The organism is Paenibacillus sp. J22P165 (assembly GCF_059692015.1).
Window position 1 is genome coordinate 309,170 of record NZ_JCAUAP010000003.1, and the last position, 19,539, is coordinate 328,708.

17 protein-coding genes are annotated in these 19,539 nt (G+C 44.8%); 2 read left to right on the plus strand and 15 right to left on the minus strand.

Annotation, left to right across the window (positions count from 1 at the left end; translation table 11 throughout):
• Positions 1 to 40 precede the first annotated feature (40 nt).
• Positions 41 to 406 carry a YtxH domain-containing protein gene (locus tag AC58QM_RS09085; RefSeq protein WP_497283205.1) on the minus strand — a complete coding sequence of 122 codons (366 nt, stop codon included), beginning with the start codon at positions 404 to 406 and terminating at the stop codon, positions 41 to 43.
• A 14-nt stretch (positions 407 to 420) separates the two neighbouring features.
• Positions 421 to 867: a DUF948 domain-containing protein gene (locus tag AC58QM_RS09090; protein WP_497283207.1), complete on the minus strand. Its 447-nt coding sequence runs from the start codon at positions 865 to 867 to the stop codon at positions 421 to 423.
• A 180-nt stretch (positions 868 to 1,047) separates the two neighbouring features.
• Here AC58QM_RS09090 and AC58QM_RS09095 point away from each other — a divergent pair, with 180 nt between their 5' ends.
• Positions 1,048 to 1,683 (plus strand): bifunctional 4-hydroxy-2-oxoglutarate aldolase/2-dehydro-3-deoxy-phosphogluconate aldolase, encoded by a 636-nt coding sequence (locus tag AC58QM_RS09095; protein ID WP_497283209.1) that lies wholly within the window; start codon positions 1,048 to 1,050, stop codon positions 1,681 to 1,683.
• 66 nt (positions 1,684 to 1,749) lie between these two features.
• On the opposite strand, the gene AC58QM_RS09100 is transcribed toward AC58QM_RS09095, so the two are convergent.
• From AC58QM_RS09100 to AC58QM_RS09110, 3 genes are all read right to left on the minus strand, one after another.
• Positions 1,750 to 3,003: a S1C family serine protease gene (locus AC58QM_RS09100; protein WP_497283211.1), complete on the minus strand. Its 1,254-nt coding sequence runs from the start codon at positions 3,001 to 3,003 to the stop codon at positions 1,750 to 1,752.
• A gap of 251 nt (positions 3,004 to 3,254) precedes the next feature.
• Positions 3,255 to 3,923, minus strand: a complete 669-nt coding sequence (locus AC58QM_RS09105) for a helix-turn-helix transcriptional regulator (protein ID WP_497283213.1) — start codon at positions 3,921 to 3,923, stop codon at positions 3,255 to 3,257.
• 47 nt (positions 3,924 to 3,970) lie between these two features.
• Positions 3,971 to 4,402 (minus strand): DUF86 domain-containing protein, encoded by a 432-nt coding sequence (locus AC58QM_RS09110; protein ID WP_497283214.1) that lies wholly within the window; start codon positions 4,400 to 4,402, stop codon positions 3,971 to 3,973.
• Positions 4,403 to 4,674: 272 nt separating this feature from the next.
• Between AC58QM_RS09110 and AC58QM_RS09115 the strand changes: the two genes are divergently transcribed.
• Positions 4,675 to 5,736 (plus strand): acyltransferase, encoded by a 1,062-nt coding sequence (locus tag AC58QM_RS09115; protein ID WP_497283216.1) that lies wholly within the window; start codon positions 4,675 to 4,677, stop codon positions 5,734 to 5,736.
• 11 nt (positions 5,737 to 5,747) lie between these two features.
• Here the strand turns inward: AC58QM_RS09115 and AC58QM_RS09120 are convergent, their stop codons facing one another.
• The 10 genes from AC58QM_RS09120 to AC58QM_RS09165 all read right to left on the minus strand — a co-directional run bounded on the left by AC58QM_RS09120 (position 5,748) and on the right by AC58QM_RS09165 (position 19,383).
• A complete protein-coding gene (locus AC58QM_RS09120) occupies positions 5,748 to 6,413 on the minus strand; it encodes a tetratricopeptide repeat protein (protein WP_497283218.1) in 666 nt (221 codons plus the stop codon).
• A gap of 174 nt (positions 6,414 to 6,587) precedes the next feature.
• Complete coding sequence (locus AC58QM_RS09125; protein ID WP_497283220.1) at positions 6,588 to 8,651, minus strand: methyl-accepting chemotaxis protein; 2,064 nt, start codon at positions 8,649 to 8,651, stop codon at positions 6,588 to 6,590.
• 262 nt (positions 8,652 to 8,913) lie between these two features.
• Positions 8,914 to 9,966, minus strand: a complete 1,053-nt coding sequence (locus AC58QM_RS09130) for a YncE family protein (RefSeq protein WP_497283221.1) — start codon at positions 9,964 to 9,966, stop codon at positions 8,914 to 8,916.
• A 200-nt stretch (positions 9,967 to 10,166) separates the two neighbouring features.
• Positions 10,167 to 11,570, minus strand: a complete 1,404-nt coding sequence (locus AC58QM_RS09135; protein WP_497283223.1) for an NAD-dependent malic enzyme — start codon at positions 11,568 to 11,570, stop codon at positions 10,167 to 10,169.
• 27 nt (positions 11,571 to 11,597) lie between these two features.
• Positions 11,598 to 12,944, minus strand: coding sequence for a class-II fumarase/aspartase family protein (locus AC58QM_RS09140; protein WP_497283224.1), 1,347 nt, complete (start codon positions 12,942 to 12,944; stop codon positions 11,598 to 11,600).
• Positions 12,945 to 13,016: 72 nt separating this feature from the next.
• On the minus strand, positions 13,017 to 14,570 hold the full coding sequence (locus AC58QM_RS09145; protein WP_497283225.1) for an extracellular solute-binding protein: 1,554 nt from the start codon (positions 14,568 to 14,570) through the stop codon (positions 13,017 to 13,019).
• A 42-nt stretch (positions 14,571 to 14,612) separates the two neighbouring features.
• On the minus strand, positions 14,613 to 15,470 hold the full coding sequence (locus tag AC58QM_RS09150; protein ID WP_310222344.1) for an ABC transporter permease subunit: 858 nt from the start codon (positions 15,468 to 15,470) through the stop codon (positions 14,613 to 14,615).
• A 13-nt stretch (positions 15,471 to 15,483) separates the two neighbouring features.
• Positions 15,484 to 16,389, minus strand: a complete 906-nt coding sequence (locus AC58QM_RS09155) for an ABC transporter permease (protein WP_497283227.1) — start codon at positions 16,387 to 16,389, stop codon at positions 15,484 to 15,486.
• Between the two features lie 98 nt (positions 16,390 to 16,487).
• A complete protein-coding gene (locus AC58QM_RS09160) occupies positions 16,488 to 17,558 on the minus strand; it encodes a response regulator transcription factor (RefSeq protein ID WP_497283228.1) in 1,071 nt (356 codons plus the stop codon).
• Positions 17,551 to 19,383 (minus strand): sensor histidine kinase, encoded by a 1,833-nt coding sequence (locus AC58QM_RS09165; protein WP_497283230.1) that lies wholly within the window; start codon positions 19,381 to 19,383, stop codon positions 17,551 to 17,553. The genes AC58QM_RS09160 and AC58QM_RS09165 overlap by 8 nt, the downstream gene beginning before the upstream one ends.
• Between the last annotated feature and the right edge of the window lie 156 nt (positions 19,384 to 19,539).

Sequence of the window (19,539 nt, forward strand, 5' to 3'; positions counted from 1 at the left end):
GCTCATTCTAATGAGTACTCTGCTTATTTTGTTTGCACGCTTAGCGGCCAACGATGACTAGATCTTCTGCAGCTTCCGATGCTTCGATATCATCGAGGAGCTCGTCGCCAGTGGATGATTCCTTCCAAGAACGAACTGTCTCAACAACACTTGCAGCCGTATCTTTGGCTTTGCCAACGAGATCTGTCGTCGTAGTGCTTACTGTTTTGGCTGCTGCTTGTGTTTTTTGACTTACTGTACTTGCCAATTGAACCGTTTTGTCGCTAACTACAGTCGCGCCTTCTGCGATGTCACTGCGCAACTCACGACCGGATTTCGGTGCGAATAGCAGCGCTGCTGCCGCCCCAACTAAACCGCCGACGACAGCACCGATAAGTAGATCTTTCCCTTTTTTTCCATTGGACATGTGTTATCCACTCCTTAATGATCTGATTTCGCATTCCGATGCGCCTGCCATCGCTGCCATAGTTCAAACCCAGTCGTTGCCCATTCCATGACGTCGTGGATACGCTTCTGGTGCGTATGTACCACCTTTTCCGCACCAAGTAAGGAATCATTCATCATACGTGAGGCCTTGCGCAATGTGGATGCTACTTCCCCTACTGCCACCCCTGCCTTTTCTACCGCTTGAATACTTGGCTCTAGCGCAAGGATTTGCAAATGTACCTCTTCCGTAAGCTGCCCTATTTGCTTCATTAGATTCTCCGCATGTTCTGTTGTATGGACAACTTGTTGTTTCACTACAACAACAGCATCCCCTAACAAGCGAAGCGTTCGTGTAGCCGTGATGAACATACGAACGGTAAACACAATGAGCACGATACAAGCAACAGCCAAGCTGACGATACTGATCTCAGTCCATGTCATGTAGGTCACCTCCTGTGAGCTGAAAGCTGTGAGGATTGATGAGGCTTCTAGACGAATGCCTATGAATTACTACAGTATAGGTAGGCAGGGCTTGTTTTGACACAAACTAATTGGAAAAATTTCTGGAACCTGTCATAATAAATGACAAATGCATGGTTATTTGAGTTGGGGGAATCCGATATGAACCGAGAACAAGGGCTACAAGAAATTGAGCGTACACGTATTATTGCCATCGTCCGCGGCGTGCAAGAAGGGCACATCCTTGCTGTTGCTGAAGCACTGCTCAAAGGTGGCGTCACCGTTATGGAAGTCACGTTAAACACACCTGGCGCGCTGTCCATGATTACACACCTGCAGGAGCAATGGGGAGACCAGATGTTCATCGGTGCTGGCACCGTGCTGGATCTGGAAGACGCCAAACAAGCTGTACTCGCAGGAGCGTCATTCCTCGTCACACCGAACCTTGATGAGGAGGTCATCCGCTGGTCACAGCAGCAGGGAGTTCCGATCTTCCCAGGTGCTATGACGCCAACTGAGGTTGTTAAGGCATGGAAAGCCGGGGCTACAGCCGTTAAAATATTCCCAAGCGCAAGCTTAGGATTGCCCTATATCAAGGAATTGATGGGACCATTGGACAAAATTCCGATGATGGCAGTTGGTGGCGTAACAGAAGCAAATATTAAACAATTTCTGAGTATTGGCTGCTATGGTCTAGGCATTGGCGGCTCACTCATCAACTTGAAGGAAATTGAAGCTGGTAACTTTGGCTGGATTACGGACAAGGCTGCTCAATTGCTGGCCGCGTCCCGCACATAAAGAGACAGAATAAGAAAACGGAGCTCGCGAATGATCGCGGGCTCCGTTTTTTCTCCTAGTGCAGGTTTAGCCTTGATAATCAGGCACTTTATTTTTATCCCCGACGTTAACCGTTACCTCCTTCGTTTGACCGTCACGTGAGATTTTTACTTTCAAGGCATCTCCTACTGCCGCGGCTTGGACTGCTTTCGTAAGTTCCTCCGTGTTTGCAATAGCCTTCCCATTCACTTCTAGTATCACATCATACTGACGAATGCCTGCAGCGAAGGCTGGGGATCCTTGCTGCACCTCAGCGACTACTGCCCCATTTGTGCTCGTAATTTTTAAATCTTCGAGCATGTCTTGCGAGATATTTTGTAGAGATACACCAATATAAGGTGCTGGATCTTTAGGAATCTCTTCGTTATTTTTGAGCTTATCTACGACCGCATTAATCGTGCTCGCAGGAATCGCAAAGCCCATCCCTTGTGCTTCCGCATTAACAGCCGTGTTGATGCCGATTACTTCACCGTTCAAATTTAACAGCGGACCGCCTGAGTTACCTGGATTAATCGCGGTATCCGTTTGAAGCAAATGCTTATAGTTCCGTGTCCCCTGCTCATCATCAATGCTGATTTCACGTTCCTTCGCACTTAGAACGCCTGTTGTTACGGAGTAATCGAAATCATAGGGGTTACCAATGGCTACAACCCACTCGCCTACTTCTGCAGTATCCGAGTTGCCAAGCTTCAAGGCAGGAAATGCTTGATCTCCTTGAATTTTGAGTACGGCCAAATCTAAATCATAGCTGCTGCCAAGCAGCGTCGCCGTAAATGGCTGATCATAGCCCTGAACGTAAACGTTAATTTCGTCAGCTCCATCAATCACATGCTCATTCGTTAAAATATAACCACTCTCATCAAAAATGAAGCCGGACCCGATCCCATTTTGAACGGTATCACCACTTTGAGTGCCTTGCTGCTGTGAATTTCTGCGATTGCCTGATGTACTTGGTTGTTTGACCTTCGTTTCAATTTTGACAATGGCTGGACTCGCCGCCTTCGTAATCGCTGGAATACTATTCGTGCCGTTACTGTTCAGTGATGCTGTTTGGACACCAGCTCCCGCACTGTTGGCGGTGGAAGCCGCTGAGGCACTTGATTGCACTGATTGCGCATCATAACCAAAAAGGTTTAACTTATCTGAAGTGAACATCAGTCCACCAACGACAACTGCCCCTGCCATAAAAGCTGCAAAAATTGGCTTCATCCTGGAACTGTTTGATTTGTTTACAACTTTGATATCTGTCACGTGCACGTTATTGTTCATATCTTCATTCATATGATTACCGCCTTTCATTTTCTCTCAAATTGTCTTCTTGTTGATAAACCAAGTATAGAACGCCAACCTGAAGTAAGACTTAAATTGGGCTGATAGCTGTATGAATGCAAGCTGAAAGTCTGCTGAAGGTTTATGTATTGTAAAAAGCATGGGCTTACGCCGCGGATCTCAGCTCTCTATGGGGTAGATAAGATTTCGTGCACAAAAAAAAGAAGTTAAGCAGCTCAGTCTGCTTAACTTCCTTAGGAAAGCTATTTATTTTGACGTATGATATACACACATTTACTAGCACCTTTGGCAAGACACTCCGTACGTTCAACATTGGCATCCAACAAATTACGGAACAGGGACAGCTCACACTGGCATGCCTGCTGAAATGTGTTGGCTACCATTGCAATCGGGCAGTTGTGTTCATTAAAAATATAAGCGTCCTCGCCTTGTGCAGACCAATCCACCATATAGCCATTCTCATTCTGAATGTGCGCTAATTCTGCCACACGCTCTTCTAAGCTTTTGGCTTGCATTCTTGATTGGTAACGTGCTTCGAGCTTTCCTTGTCTGCCTTCAAAGAGCCGCTCAATTTTATAATGACCTTCGTCTTCTAATAACTCATCTAATAAATCTAACGTTAACTGTGAATATTTCTTGGGAAATAATTCATCTGCCTGAGGCGCTAAGGTATACACATTGCTTGGACGGCCCATCGCTTGCCTTACGAGCTTAGCCTCGAGCAAATCGTCCTTCTCCATGGAATGGATATGTCGTCTTACTGCCATCTCTGTGATCCCGAGCTGCTTTGCAAGATCCTGAACACTTAACGCTCCTTGCGTTTTGAGCATAGAAAGAATCACTTTACGCGTAGATGTTTCTAGTGTTTGATTCACGCTCTCACCTGCCCTCGGAACTCGTTTAGGTCTCATTTTACAGCATCGCAGGCAATAAGTAAATTAAGAAACAACTATGTATGTTATGCCAATTCGCTCTTAATAAATGCACGAACGGAAGCCGCGAATTCCTCAAAAGCCGCTGGGAGTTTAGGGATTATGGGATGCAACGTTTGACGATTCCAGTCTACAAAATCCTGCACAAGCGGTTTCCGCAGCTTAACGAGTTGCAACAATGTCTCCGTCAGAGACTCTGAATAAGCTCCTTCGCCATGCACAATCTCAACAATATCCTCATAACTGCTGGCATCTCTTAGAATAAATGCATCAATAAGCAAGCTCCCAACATCCGTCACCGTTTCAATCGCCAAATGAAGTACTCGTTCCTGAGCAAGCTGCCAAGTAAGATCCCTCTTGCCTTGTGTCCATTGCGCTTCTAATTGCTGACTGGCTTCAGCCAAAGTGCTCAGAAATTGAATGCGCTCATCGATTTGTTCATGGTTAATAAAATACATGATCTATCTCCGTCCTCTTTTTCGCCATTTCGTCCATGCCAACATAGCAAAAAAAGTGATAATAACTAAAAATATGAGCAATACCGCTTGCATCAAATATTCATAACTCACGTTCATTCACCCTCTTGATTCATCTCTTAATACACGCTATCAACAGTTTATCTCGGGTAGATGTGAGCGTCAAGCTAATCGGCCGCTCCTTCCTAGCACCATTGTCCTACTCTTAGGTTCATGTTACAGTGAAATGAGAGATAAAGAGGAGAAATTGCATCATGATATCTAAACCGAAGCTTTCAGAAATCGACATTGTCCGCGCAATCGCGATCATTGCCGTCGTCCTTATACATGGTACCTCCGGTGCTACACAACTACCGATAGGGACGGGATCACAAGCTATTTTTTTCATCCTAAACAAAGCCAGTCTTTTTACCGTTCCCTTATTCATCTGGATCAGTGGTCTCGTCTTGTTTTATTCGTATTATGATCGCTGGGGATCTGGCATGGCACGTATTTTTTGGACAAAAAGACTCCAAAAGATCGTCATCCCCTATCTCCTTTGGTCCATCTTCTACTATCTGTATAACCAGTTCATGTTTCATGGCACGATACAGTTAGATGCATTTCATTTATTTAAGCTGCTCTTATCCGGAAATGCCAGCTATCATCTCTACTATATGGTTATTATCGTTCAGTTCTATGTATTATTCCCTTTGCTAATTACAGCAGTGAAGCGATACACCTGGCTGCGTAGTGCTCTAATTCCTTTAGGTATCGGCATTCAAGCGGCTTCCTATACCTTTCATCATTGGGTATTTCCGTTGCCTGAATATACCTCCTTGTTCCTTGGCTATACGACTACCTTCTGTTTCGGTGCTTTCGCGGGTATCTACTATCCAACAATCATAGCATGGGCAATTCGTTACAAAAGATGGATCTGGAGCGTCGCTTTGCTTGCTGGCGGTGCTTTTGTAGGCATGCTCCTGTTGCAGCAATATGAGTTTGCTACCTTGCCAAACACCTGGTTCGAGCTGGCGCTTCTCGCCTATTGCATGAGCATCCCCCTCGTTTGCGTGCCGTTGGCGCGCAAACAACTTGCGCGCGGCTCACGCTTCAGCGCCATGTTATCTGCCTTAGGTGCCGCCTCCTTCGGCATCTATCTCGTGCATCCCGCGATTCTCACCCTGTGGGATCGCGTTGCACCAGAGCCAGCGCCAGGGCGCATCTGGCTCTATGATCTGCACACCATAGCAGCCGTCTTTATCGGGCTGCTGGGCGCTTGGCTGCTCGCGCGCGCGTACGCGAGCTTTATGAAAAAAGGTTCCGCTCGCAGATGAGCGGAACCTTTTTATTTGAAGCGCGCTAGCCATGCCCAACGCCGCTGCTGTCTGCGGCTGTAGCGAGGCAAGCCGCGGTATATGTCCAGCGCTTCGCGATACGCGCGCTTGGCGTCTTCCTGGCGGCCTAGCTGCTGATACAGCTGGCCGAGCCGGTAGTAAGCCTCGACCGACGAAGAGTGCAGGTCGCGGAAGTGTTCAATAAACTGCGCCGCCCGCTTCGGCTCAAGGGGAGCCAGAGCCTCTCCGAGGCGCAGGAAGGCTTCGCCATATTTTACACGTGGATTGAGCTCAATCGCTTTCAGCATGAAAGTTTCACCCTCGGTAATACGGCCTAATTTTAGCATGCAAAGTCCTATTTCGTAATGAACATCAGCAGATTCCTGCATAATAGGTAGTGTTTGCTCTAGGTAGGGCAGCGCGTCTTGATATTTTTTGCGTTCAATCAGAATGCGCGCCAAGTCCAGCTTCGCTGAGGTATTATGCGGGTTCGCATAGAGATCGGACCGCAGGCGCGAAGCTTTGCGTCTTAACTGAAATGGCCGCCAAATATTCGGCAGGATACCTACATATCTACGATCCAAGACATACAGAATCACGAGTAAAATAAGCAACGCAAGAAATGGATTACCTACGATTCGCCAAAGTAAACCAAAGATTAATATTTTGATAAGCAATGTGTATTCCCCCTTCCAACTTCCTTATACTACCATATTATGCGGTGACTGTTCATCTGCAAGACCCGATTCGCTGCTTATTTTCGGGAACGATTGGTAAGTACATACAACAAAAGAGTGACTGTCTAGGAAAGTTCCATGAACAGCCACTCTTCACTATTCTTCGTGTGCGTGTTATTGATTCACGTTAAACCGCTTAACTAGTGCGTCCAGCGTCTCACACAATTGATTTAACATATCGGCTTCTTCGACGACTTTCCCAAAGCCTTTCACCTGCTCTGTCATCGTTTCCGATACTTGCTCGGAAGACGCGGCACTCTCTTCGGAGACCGAAGACATCTCATGCACTTCACTGGCTAGTTGACTTGAATCCCTAGACACTTCCATAATGAATGCCCCGTTAGTTTTGAGGATCTCTGTAATTTGATGGATCGTACTGGAGAGTAGCCCGAATGCTTGACTTAACTGATGAACAGCTTCGGATTGTTCCATCTCCCGTTTCTTCACTTGCTTCATCGCTTCCACGGTATGGCTGGCATCGGTTTGTACGTTCAAGATGATTTCATTAATATTTTCTGTGGATTGCCTCGACTGTTCGGCCAGCTTCCTAATTTCACTCGCTACGACCGCAAAGCCTCTTCCAGCTTCCCCTGCTCTTGACGACTCGATGGAAGCGTTCAATGCCAATAGATTGGTCTGACTGGCAATGTGGCTTAACTGCTCGACGATTGTGGAAATGTTCTGTGTTTTGTCATTCAAATTAAAGATTTCACGTTCAATATTGTTAATCGCTTGTCCATTATCTTGAGTAATGTCGTTCAAATCTTTCATTAAGGACATGCCGTTCTCATTGTTAGCTTGCATGCCGTCCACTACTTGAAGAATAACGTTCGTGTTGTCATATAGCTGCTTAAATTTGTCAGATAAATTCGCAGAGATTTCCGAGCTTTTCTCGATCGACTGGGATTGCATCCTGTTGCCTTCCGCAATTTCGTGAAGGGAGGCTGATACTTCTTCAGATGAAGCCGTTACCTCTTCAGCTACAGATGCCAGAGCGCGTGATGACGTATGAATTTGAGTGGATACCGCTCGCATGTTTCTAGTGAGGTTCTCTAATTCTTCCACCATACCGTTAAAATTCGAACCAATCTCACCAATCTCGTCTTTGTTACGAATTGATGTGCGAACCATAAAGTCGCCATCTTTCACCCGTCTCATGTCGAGAATAAGCGTCTTCAGCGGCTTTGAAATACGACTTCCCATGAAAAATGCAACTAGCGCGGCGACAATCGCCACACAGATTAATACGATAATAATGCGTTTTGTCAAAGTGTTCACATCGCTATAAATGTCACTCTTTGAAGAATCGATCAGCAGTGTTTGTCCGTTGGACAGCTTCGCAAACGAAATAATCTTGTCTTCGTTATCTTCTTTCACCGTCATTGCGCCAAGCTCTTGCTTCTTGATTTCTTCAGCCAGACTGCCATGAACATTCGCCAGATTATCGGTTTGCTTCATTTGCGGATGAATGAGGAAATCAAGATTCGCGTTCAGTAATGCACCATAGCTATTCTCATAAGGTTTGATGCTATTAACGATATCGGTAAACATGGCGAAGTTAATATCCATGCCTACAATACCTATGGACTCTCCATTTTTGAAAATGGGAACGACATAGGAGATCATTTTGACATTAATATTTTCGTTCATATAAGGATCTAGCCATACCGGTTTGCCAGCGTTAACGGGGATATAATACCATCCTACATGAGCAAGATCTGTCGGATCGAACTGACTAAAATCCGTAGGTATCAACTTCTCAATCTTGCCGTCTCCGTCTGAATCCGCATGGAATAATCCAGATGTAGGCGCTGTAAAAGCAGGATTGAACCTCATATAAAACGCCATTGCACCTTTCGTATTTTGCGAGAACTGCTCGGCTAAAGGCCTGATTTTTTCTTGATAGTCATTCACGTACTTCGCATCTGTCTTAAACTTCTTTACATCGTCCAACATGGAAATCGCAGATATCGCAAGTCCATTGACCGACTGTTCGATCGCCTCGATGGTGAGATTCAAACTCTTCGCCTTCGTATCAACGTTCAACTTCGCGGTTTCATCAGACGATTGCTTCAACATTTGATTCGCCGTATTGATCCCGATTAGTCCAACTACAAGAACAGCGGCTACGGAACACAAAATAATGGCAATCATGATCTTCGTTTTTACGGTATTCATCTAGCAAATTCCTTCCTGTTCATAGATGTACAATCTCTTAAACATAACAAAAAACCTCTTAGCATCTAAGAGGTTGGTCGTCCATGGTATTTCCTTGTTACGGAAAAAGTTGTTCCATGCCTTTGCGTTAGCGCTTTTGACGATTTATGCATCCTGTGACTGCTAATGTATGTGTTTTCATTATACTAAAATATGGATGTAGTACAAGCATTTTATGGAAAGGATTAACATGCACGTTGCCAGCCATAGTCAGCCAATCACATTATCCTGAAAGCACGGTAACGGTATCTCCTTCTTCGTTAGTAAAATATACGCGATTGTTACTTTCGTTGAAACAACCTGCCGATGCCCCTCGCCCGATTCGCAGGTTCGATTTTATAATTTTGTTATTCCTCCCGTTAATGACACTCGCTAAGCTTGTCGGCGTTTCTTCCCCCGAAGTTGCGATGTAAATGCGATTCAACTTGCTGTTAACAACAGGAATTCGCGGCGATTCGCCATTTTGGATCGTGGCGATAATGGTATTGGTTTTTCCCGAGATAACCGTTACCTTAACGCTGTTCGTCGTATCGTCTGGCGCATATACACGATTTGTTATAGGATTGACAGCCAACATATCGATATCACCAACATTCGGAATAGTTGTTATTCTTTTATTGGTTCGCCCATTAACAACAGCAACGCTGCCTTTCTCTTCAAGTGCGATATACAATCGATTGGTACGCAAATTAATGACTAGTGAAAACGGCCCCTGTCCAACTTTAATCGTGCCCATTACGCGATCCGTGCTGCCCTTGATCACTGTTGCCGTGTCTTCACCCGGATTCAGCACATAAATACGATTCGTGAACGGATTGGTTACAATTGTATGGGGTGATGCGACGCTTGGTCTCTGCATTCCAACGCTTATTGTCGCAACGATTTTCTTCTTGTTCCCATTCAAAACCGTGACCGAATTTCGATCTAGATTCACCGCGTACACTTTATTCGTCTTGACATTCACTGCAAGAGAAGCGAAGCCTCCTCCTACATCGAACGTATGCGTTAGCTTATTTTTTTTGCCGTTGATGATGAATAGTTTACCTGACAAACCAGCCACATAAATCTGATTCGTTCGCGGATTGATAGCCACAGAGATAGCCCCTTCAATTCCTTCGATCGTCGCGATCACTCGATTCGTTCGGGCGCTAATTACGGATACCGTATCACTCCCATTACTCGGCACATACAACAAATTCGTGCGTTTGTTTAACGCGATATCTGACGGCCTTCTCCCTACGGGGATTGTCGCAATGACTTTGATTTGACTAATCACAAACCCCTCCCTCGCTTTTCTTCCTAATAGACTATGGGAAACTTTGCTTGGGAGTTTGTACATATTTGCACGATTTAATAATTAGGCATACAGCACGCCTACCTTAAGTAAAGAAGCACCATAACCTCAAGGCTATGGCGCTTCTTTTTTAAAGTCGTCATTTTTACAATTCACGAACTAGATGGGGATTTCTATTTTCACTATCTGAATTCTGGTGGAATCCGCTGAGCTGATCCTGTAATGATGGCCGCTTCAATTACGGCTTTTCGAATAATTGGAACCACTTGGTCGTTAAATATACTCGGAATAATATATTGGCTATTAAGCTCCGACTCGGTTACAACGGAAGCAATCGCTCGTGCTGCCGCAAGCTTCATCGGCTCGTTAATTTCCTTTGCCCGGCAATCTAGCGCGCCTCTGAATATCCCTGGAAATACGAGAACATTATTAATTTGATTGGGATAATCACTCCGGCCTGTTGCAAACACTTCCACATGTGGCGTCGCCTCCTCCGGGTCCACTTCCGGATCAGGATTCGCCATTGCGAATACGATGCTTCTAGGCGCCATACTTTGAATATGCTCGCGATGCAGCAGACCGCCTCTCGAGACCCCGATAAATACATCTGCATCCTGAATTACGTCTGTTAACGAGCCTTTTACATCCTCCACTTGAGGCTGGTCCGCAAGCCACTGCCACATGGGATACGCATAGGTTGCTCCACGTACAATCGTCCCCTCACGGTCCACTGGCACAAGTCTTGTTACACCCGCTCCGAGAAGCATTTTACATATCGAAACGCCTGCTGCGCCAATCCCATTGACGACGACTCTTACATTTTCAATTCGTTTATTTACTACCTTTAACGCATTCAACAATCCAGCTAGCACCACAATGGCCGTACCGTGCTGATCGTCATGAAATACGGGAATATTCAACTCTTCGGCAAGCCTCTGCTCGATCTCGAAACACCGGGGTGAACTGATGTCTTCTAAATTGATCCCGCCAAAAATCGGACTGATCCGCTTTATCGTCTGAACAATTTCTTCCGTATCGGTCGTATCCAAACAGATCGGGAATGCATCGACATCAGCGAGCTGCTTGAATAACATAGCCTTACCTTCCATAACCGGCGCAGCCGCAATAGGACCGATATCTCCCAATCCCAGAACAGCAGTCCCATCCGTGATGACGGCAACCGTATTGCGTTTGATTGTCAGCGAGTACGATTTTTTAGGATCCTCATGAATCGCTTTGCAAACCCTTGCAACCCCGGGCGTATATACGCGCGACAAATCATCACGATTTTTAATAGGCAGCGTTGGTTGAATTGTAATTTTACCGCCTAAATGAGCGAGAAACGTACGATCGGAAACATTGACTAGCTTAATTCCGTTTTGTCGTCCCAAAAATTCAACGATCTTCGACTCATCTGAATCTGCTGCCTCTACAGTTATATCCCGAATAGAAGCTGTTTTTCCAGAACGAATAATATCAACTGAGGTTACATCTCCACCCAAACTACTTATGGCTGCAGCGACATCTCCAAACTTTATTTCTTCGTGATTCAATTCGATCCGAATTATTACACTTGTATTGGCCATACGAATATTGACATTCCTCTCTCTTAATCAAACTGTTCGATGATGGCTAGCCGCAGCATAGCCTCGAGCACTCGTCTCCCGAGCAATTTTGCTGCTAAGGCCTGTGTGAACGGCCGGATCGAGCAGCTTCATGATTTCGTCTGCACCAAGGTGATGAGTTACATGCGGATCTTTAGATAGCACGTCATAGAACGTGATGGTAAATCCGCTTGTCGCCACTTTATGCGCTGCTTCATGAACCACCTCATGGGCGATTTGACGACCAAGGGTATCAGCAAGTGTCATCATGACTGCTTCTGCATTGATAAGACCGCCGGACAGCGCTAGATTTCGTTTCATATGTTCAGGGTATATCTCAAGTCCTCTCAGCAAATTATGCATAGCATCTAGGATCTCGCCAGTCAAAATCGTACTTTGCTCCAGCGCGGTTTGCATGATCGCAAATTTGGCACCATCCACCTCGTGTGAATGGATCATCGCTTCCAGTGCGACAGGCACATTTGCTCGAATACGAGCAGACTTGGTAACGACCTCCATGCATTTCTTCGCATTTCTTTTTTGTGGCATCGTGGAGCTTCCTACGTCGCCTTCAGGCAAACTTTCGCTAACTTCACTAAACTCGGTTGCCATCAAACGCGCCACTTCTTCAGCGATGGAAGTCAAGGAAGCAGCGATCATGCCAAGAAACAGTAAGTATTCAGCGAAGTGGTCGACAATGTTTCTGCCGGGTACTGTCATGGGCGTCAGATTGAGTCTCCGGGACATTCCTTCCTGTACAGCAGGACCAATACTACCCATGCTGGCGAAATTACCGACTGCGCCTCCCATCATGGCTGTCAGTAGACGAGGTTTGATTTGTTCTAACCGTTCCAAATGTCGAACGATCACATCTGTCCAATTGGCCACCTTGAAGCCGAACGTAATCGGCACAGCTTGCTGCCAATGCGTACGCCCCGCCATGACTGTATCTGCAGTCCGTTCACCTAATTGAGCCAACACTTCCACTACATCGCACAGTTGATCCTTCAAAATACCAATGGCGGCGCGATAACCGAGGACATCGCCGGTCTGCTCAATGTTTTGGGAGGTGGCCCCCCAATGAACAAAACCGCCTTCAGGATCCCCAACGATTCGGGACATCTCAGACACGATCGGCATCATAAAATGACCTGTTTTGGCTTGATCCGCTTCAAGTCGTTGGATATCCATCAATTCCACGTTAGCTGCCTTAGCAATTTTATCAGCAGCCGATTGTGGAATAATGCCAAGCTCGCCTTGGGCCAATGCCAAAGCCGCCTCAACTTCTAGGTAACGTTGTAGTCGCATGCGCATTGAGAATATCTCTTCTAAACGATTTTCTTGGTTGTTCGACATCTATTACTTCCTCCAAAGTTAGCTTAATGACATAACGGGGGGATTTCGAAATCCCCCCGTTAATCGTGTGCTTTATTTTTTGGCTTGATTTTTCAAATACCACTCCGTAGCATCTTGAATGACCTTGTCTCCGCCACGTTTTTTCCAATCCTCAACAAACTTATCGAAGCTGTCGATCGGATCACGACCCGTAATGATTTTAGCGGCCGTTTCCATCCATAGTCCGGTAAATTGCAATTCTGGTTTGGTAACCAATGACGCTGGGACTGGTAAATCAAGAGCGCTGTTGACCCGACCTTCGCTTGAAGCGATTTTCACAGCAGTTGGTACGAATTCACCATTTTCACGAGTCTTCATGTATTCCTGGTTATGAATATGGCTTGGCCCGATCCATCTCAACCATTGAAGATGAAATTGTTCTCTCTCCTTATCCGCTTTCGTACTAATCGGTTTAGGAACTTTCTTGCCGTTCTCTACTGTAAAGTCTTCACCTTCAAGTCCGTAATTCAAGAACGTCTGTGCATCGTCGGATAAGAACCATTCCAAGAATCTCAATACATGCTCAGGATGTTTATTGGATTTAGGGATTACCCAAGTAGACAATGGATCTACGACCGAACCGATTAAGTTTCCACCCTTGCCGTCTGGTCCAGTTGGAGCTGGGATATTGATGAAATTAATAGGTTGCGGAAGCTTCTTGTATGCCGTAGCGGTTTGATCCGGATATTCTGCAGCGTGGATCCACATGCCAGCTCGTTGCGTATTTTCGAGCTTAGCCGTCCAATCTGCTGCCGTATTCACAAAGATCTCATTGTCGATCAACTTCTCTTGATACATTTGCTGATGAAGCTTCAATGCGTCTTTCATTTCCGGTCGAATAAAGTTAGGAACAAGCTGATTGTTTACAAACTTCCAGCCCTCGGGACTAACGTCATAAGCACCGAAAAACACATATCCGAAGTCGAAATTTTTCCGTCCGATAAAAGGAATTTCATCTGCTTTGCCGTTGCCGTTTGGATCCTTATCTCTAAATGCACGCAGCACATTCAAGTACTCGTCCACGGTTTTTGGAGCCTGCAAGCCAAGCTTATCTAGCCAATCTTTACGCATGTAGACAATTCGGTTGTTGGGTACCGGCGCTTCGCGCGGAATCGCGTAAATTTTTCCTTCTTTGCTCACGAGCGAAGAATTCCATAAATCTTTATTAATTTTGGTTTTCAGTCCCGGCGCATACTTGTCGATCAACTCGTTTAATTCATAGAACGCACCATTACTAATACCCGCCGAAATTTCAGGAGAAGTAATCCCGTTCACGGCCTGAATGGCATCTGGTAAATCGCCAGAAGCAAGCAACAAATTCATTTTTTTAGAGTAGTCGGCTTGATTGACCGTCTCAATACGAACATCGGTTTTCGACAGCTCGCGCAGTTTTTTCACATATTTGTCTTCATTAACATTCGATGATGACGTAACGTAGGGCATGTTACGATCGCCTACCACAAGCTTGATTGTTGGCGGAGTCACTGCCGCAGTTGAGGAGCTTGTCTCCCCTTTACTTGAACATGCGGCTAATACACTTCCGGATAAAGAAAGACAAACCAATGTTGTAACCATCTTCTTGTTCATCAAACTATATTCCTCCAAATGTTTTCGAATAGGATTCCATAATTAACCTTTTACCGAACCAATCATGGCTCCTTTAACAAAATGCTTCTGTATAAACGGATAGATCATCATCACGGGCAAAGTTGCAACGATGATCGCAGCCATCTTAATGCCCTCTGCCGACGATAAAGAAGTAAGAATATCTCCGGCATTATCTTGGGTAATCAATTGTCTTAATTTCACCTGCAGCGGGAACAAGCCAGGGTCACGCAAGTACATCATTGCTGCGTAATAACCATTCCAGTTCGAGACTGCATAGAACAAACCGATTGTCGTCATTACCGGCATGGATAGCGGCAATACGATGCTCCAAAATGTACGGTATTCATTACTACCGTCAATCTTTGCCGCCTCAGTCAAAGCATCAGGTATATTTTGAAAAAACGAAATCATAATGAGAAGATTGAATCCGCTGATTAACGATGGAATCATGACTGCCCATAAAGAGTTCAACATACCAAGTGACTTGACAAGTAAATACGACGGAATGATCGGAGCCGTAAATATCATTGTGAACAAGACGATGAGGAGGATCGTCGATCTTCCTTTTAAATCGCGACGTGCTAACCCATAGGCCATTAATGAAGTAAATGTCAGATTAAGTGTAGTGCCAAGAACGGTGATATAGACCGTGATGCCGAACGATTTCCAAAAGCCAAAGTTCTTAAGAAGTGCCCAGTAGTTTTCCATCGTAAAGTTGACAGGAAGGATGGAGACTTTCCCTTCTAGAATCGAATTCCCCCCGCTAAGCGATCCCGCTGCAATATTTAGAAACGGTATCAACACCACTATAGAAATGAGCGAAAGAAACAAATAATTACCCGCTTCAAACCATTTCAGAGATGGATTGACTTTTCTCACAATACCCATCCTCCTAATAAATTGAATCTCCAGTTGTCTTCTTGCTAATTGCGTTTGCGCCAAGTATGAGAACTAGCCCTACGATTGATTTGAATAATCCGACTGCAGTCGTATAGCTATATTGACCACCAAGCAGCCCCACATCATAAATATAAGTATCCAAAATATCCCCGGTTTCACGCACAAGAGGGTTAAGTAGAACATAGATTTGCTCAAAGCCAAGATCAAGAATATGTCCAATCTTGAGCAGCAGCAGCACCATGATGGTCGGCAGCAATGCCGGGATCGTAACGCTGAACACTTGCCTTAGCTTCCCTGCACCATCAACTTCGGCAGCTTCATATAATTCTGGATTAACACCTGTTAAAGCGGCCAAGTAAATGATTGTCCCCCAACCGACTTCCTTCCAAATCCCCGAAACGACCACGATACTGCGGAAGTATTCTGGCTTTTGCATAAAAAATACGCTTTCCAGTCCAAACGAATTCAAAATATGATTAAAAAGACCTGTATCCGGCGAAAGTAAGCTCATTAGCATACCACCCAAAATAACCCACGACAAGAAATGCGGTACATATAAAACTGTCTGCATAATTTTTTTGACGAAAACTTTACGCACCTCATTCAATAAGAGTGCAAGAATGAGCGGAGCAGGAAATCCGAAAACGAGTTGATACAAACTGATGAGCAGCGTATTGCGCAATACGCGGTAAAACTCAGGATAGCTAAACAGCACTTTAAAATGCTCGAATCCGACAAACTCGCTCCCCATGATTCCTTTGAATGGCGTGTAATTTTGGAATGCAATGATACTGCCAGCTAATGGGACATATTTGAAGATGATGAAAAACAATAAGCCGGGTAAGATCATAGAGTAAATTTGCCAATTTTTAATAAAATAATTAGACTCCTTAACCACGATTTAGCCCTCCTTCCTCTGATGTGTCTTTATTGTAGATTCCACTAAGAGAAAGGTATATGTGTTTATCGAGGCTAAAGTTGTCAAAATTTCGCCGATTATTCGTCAAAATCCGACACATTCAAACGTGCGCGATATTCCTTCGGAGAGTATCCATAATACTTCTTGAACGTCTTTGTGAAATGAGCGTAATCGACATATCCACACTGGAACGCGGCTTCATACATTTTGCAATTCGAGTCTGCTAGCAATGCTTTAGCCTTTTCCATTCGGAGCTTCGTTACATAACTCGTGAAGTTCATGCCAACGGATTGTTTAATGCTTTCGCTTGTATAAGAGATCGACAAATTCAACTCATCAGCAACTGACTGCAGAGTCAAATTTTCATCATAAATATGTTGTTGAATAAAGGTTAACGCTTTCTTCATCGTATGAGCAATCCCATGACTTCGGACATCCGCCATCCGCAGCATCCATTCGCTGATCTGCTTGCGAACTCGCCCCCTCAAATTCTCTATGGAGTCTTCTTCTAAAAGTGAACTTGGAGCGGTAATGACCTCCTTAAGATCAGGAGAGATGATTATCAGTTCATTGTAGGCGACTGCCAATAAATCAGAATAAAAACTTTGGAAAATGGGCAAATGCTCACCATAAGCTTGATGCATATAGCTGTAGACCTCGTCAAGCAGCGTAATGATGGAAAGACCGTCCATGTCTCTTAACAACTGAGAAAGACGCTCCCCCATCTGTCTGCAATACCACAATGACTCCTGGCGAAGCTCCTGTACAACTTTTTGCTGGTTTTGTTTCAGCGCAATTTTTTCCAGCATTTGCTGAAGTTGCTCCGGTACTATGGGCTTCAGCAAATAATCGGATACGCCATAACGGATCGCTTTCTGGGCGTACTCGAATTCTCCATATCCAGTCAAAATAATGACATCGGTTTCATTGCCTGCTTCACGCAGAGCCGATATTAGGTTCAATCCATCCATCACGGGCATTCGGATATCCGTAATCAGCAAATCAACAGTATGCTCTTGCATATACGCCAGCGCATCTCGCCCATTTGAAAAAGCCTCTAAAACTTCAAATAAGTTAGTTCTTTCAACGATCAACTTCAAGCTTTTCTTTATCAACGTCTCATCATCCGCAATAATCGCTTTAAGCATCCCAAGTCCCTCCTGTGATGGTTGGCAAATGAACTTCAATCCAAGTGCCCTCTTTCGTAGATTTCAATATCGTCAACCCGAATGGCGCACCGAAGCTCAATCTCAAACGTTGGTGAACGTTCAATAGTCCCACATTTCCCCATCGATTATCATCATTCCGATCATTCCCCGGCAAGTGAACTTCCGTATCATCTTCCGATTGGAACGCTTTGTTCAATCTTTCCATAACGGTGGGTTCCATGCCTCCCCCTTTATCCATAACAACAAAGCGGTAGCCTATTGGTGACCTCTCACCCTCAATAGCTATAAACTCTGGATAAAGCTGATGCTTCTCGTAAGCATGGTAAAACACATTCTCTACAACCGGCTGCAGGATGAGTCGTAGTCCTTGAACCTGGCTAAGATCGCTCTTGTCGTATTGCAGATGAATGGTTAGATGCTCAAAACGTTCCTTTTGAATCTCCAAGTAGGTTTGTATATGCTGTATCTCTTCATATAAGGATATCTTCCCGTCCCCGCTTGAAATACTGTATCGAAACAGCGAGGCTAGTGAAATCGCCATCCGACTGATCGGCAATACGTTCTCTAAAATTGCGTAGGAATTAATGACCTCCAATGTATTGTAGAGGAAATGAGGATTGATTTGCGCTTGCATGGACTTGAGCATCGTTTCCCGTTGCTTGATGATCAGCTCTTTCTCCCTTATCTCAGAAGCATGAATCTCGTCGATCAATGTATGAAGCTTCACTACCATGTGATTAAAACTTTCATTGAGCTCGCTGAGCTCGTCTTGTCTACCTGGCCGGACGTAAGCTCGAACAAACATCTCCCCGCTTCCTGCTCGGTTCATTAGTCGTTTCATGTTCGAAAGCGAGTTCGTAAGGCTAAGAGTAAAGCCGCCTATAAAAAACAATGAAATTAGGGTAACCACGATCAAAACAACTAAAGTGAGATTACGCAGTGCAAATAAATCCCCGGTCAATTCTTGAAGGGGAACTTCAGATACAAGTGTCCACTCCGTCAAAGGAGAATATTCAAAAACGATCAACTTCTTTACACCCGAATCATTCACGATCAGCGATCCTTCTTCTCCCTTGCGAATATTGTCATTGTACCAATCAGGTACCGCCTTACCGATTTGATATTGATTGGGGTGAAGCAACACTTCTCCCTCGACGTTGGCAATCCATGTCATACCTGTTTTGCTAAGACCTGCTTGGTTAATAAACGCTGACAAATCGTTCAAACGGAGATCGATCAGCAACAAGCCCTTCGTTCTGTACGTCCTGGCATCTGTAAAATTCCTGCTAATCGTTAAGATTGGCATGCCATTTTCCCTATGGATGCGATTAAACTTAATATTTCGTACTCCCGTTGGTTCAAGCTGCATCAAATCCCGAGTTCCGAACCCTTCTTGCGTATCCGCTAAATTGGAAACAATCAAACCGTTCTCAGAAATGATGGAAAGTCCGTAGACTTCTTTTTTCCCATAAATGACTTGATTTATGACCTGATTTTGAATTTGATTCGTGAGCGAGATCCGCGGATAAACATCATCCGAAGTAATATTCATAAACTCTTGAATAAGTGGATGGGTGATTAAAGGAAACGTCGTACGCTCCAACTCTCCAAAATAATAATTGATGTAGCTATTCGCCTGCTGGATCGATTTCCTTGCAGATGATATCGCATTTTCTTCCATTAACTGTGTTGAGCGTTGATACCAAATTGATCCAAATAACAGAAAGGGAAGAAGAAAGAAAACAAAAAATATCAAAATCAACTTGGCTCGAATCGTTTTAATTTTGTACTTGAATACATTCATGCTGAATTCCTCCCAAAGCATTGAAACAGTCATCTGCTCTTACTAAAATGCACTCACATTTTACAGTCAATCCCAATAAAGCACAAAGCCCGCATGGCGAACCCTGAGGGGTTCTCTCCCCTATGGGCTCATACAAAAAACCACGATCCCTAAGGA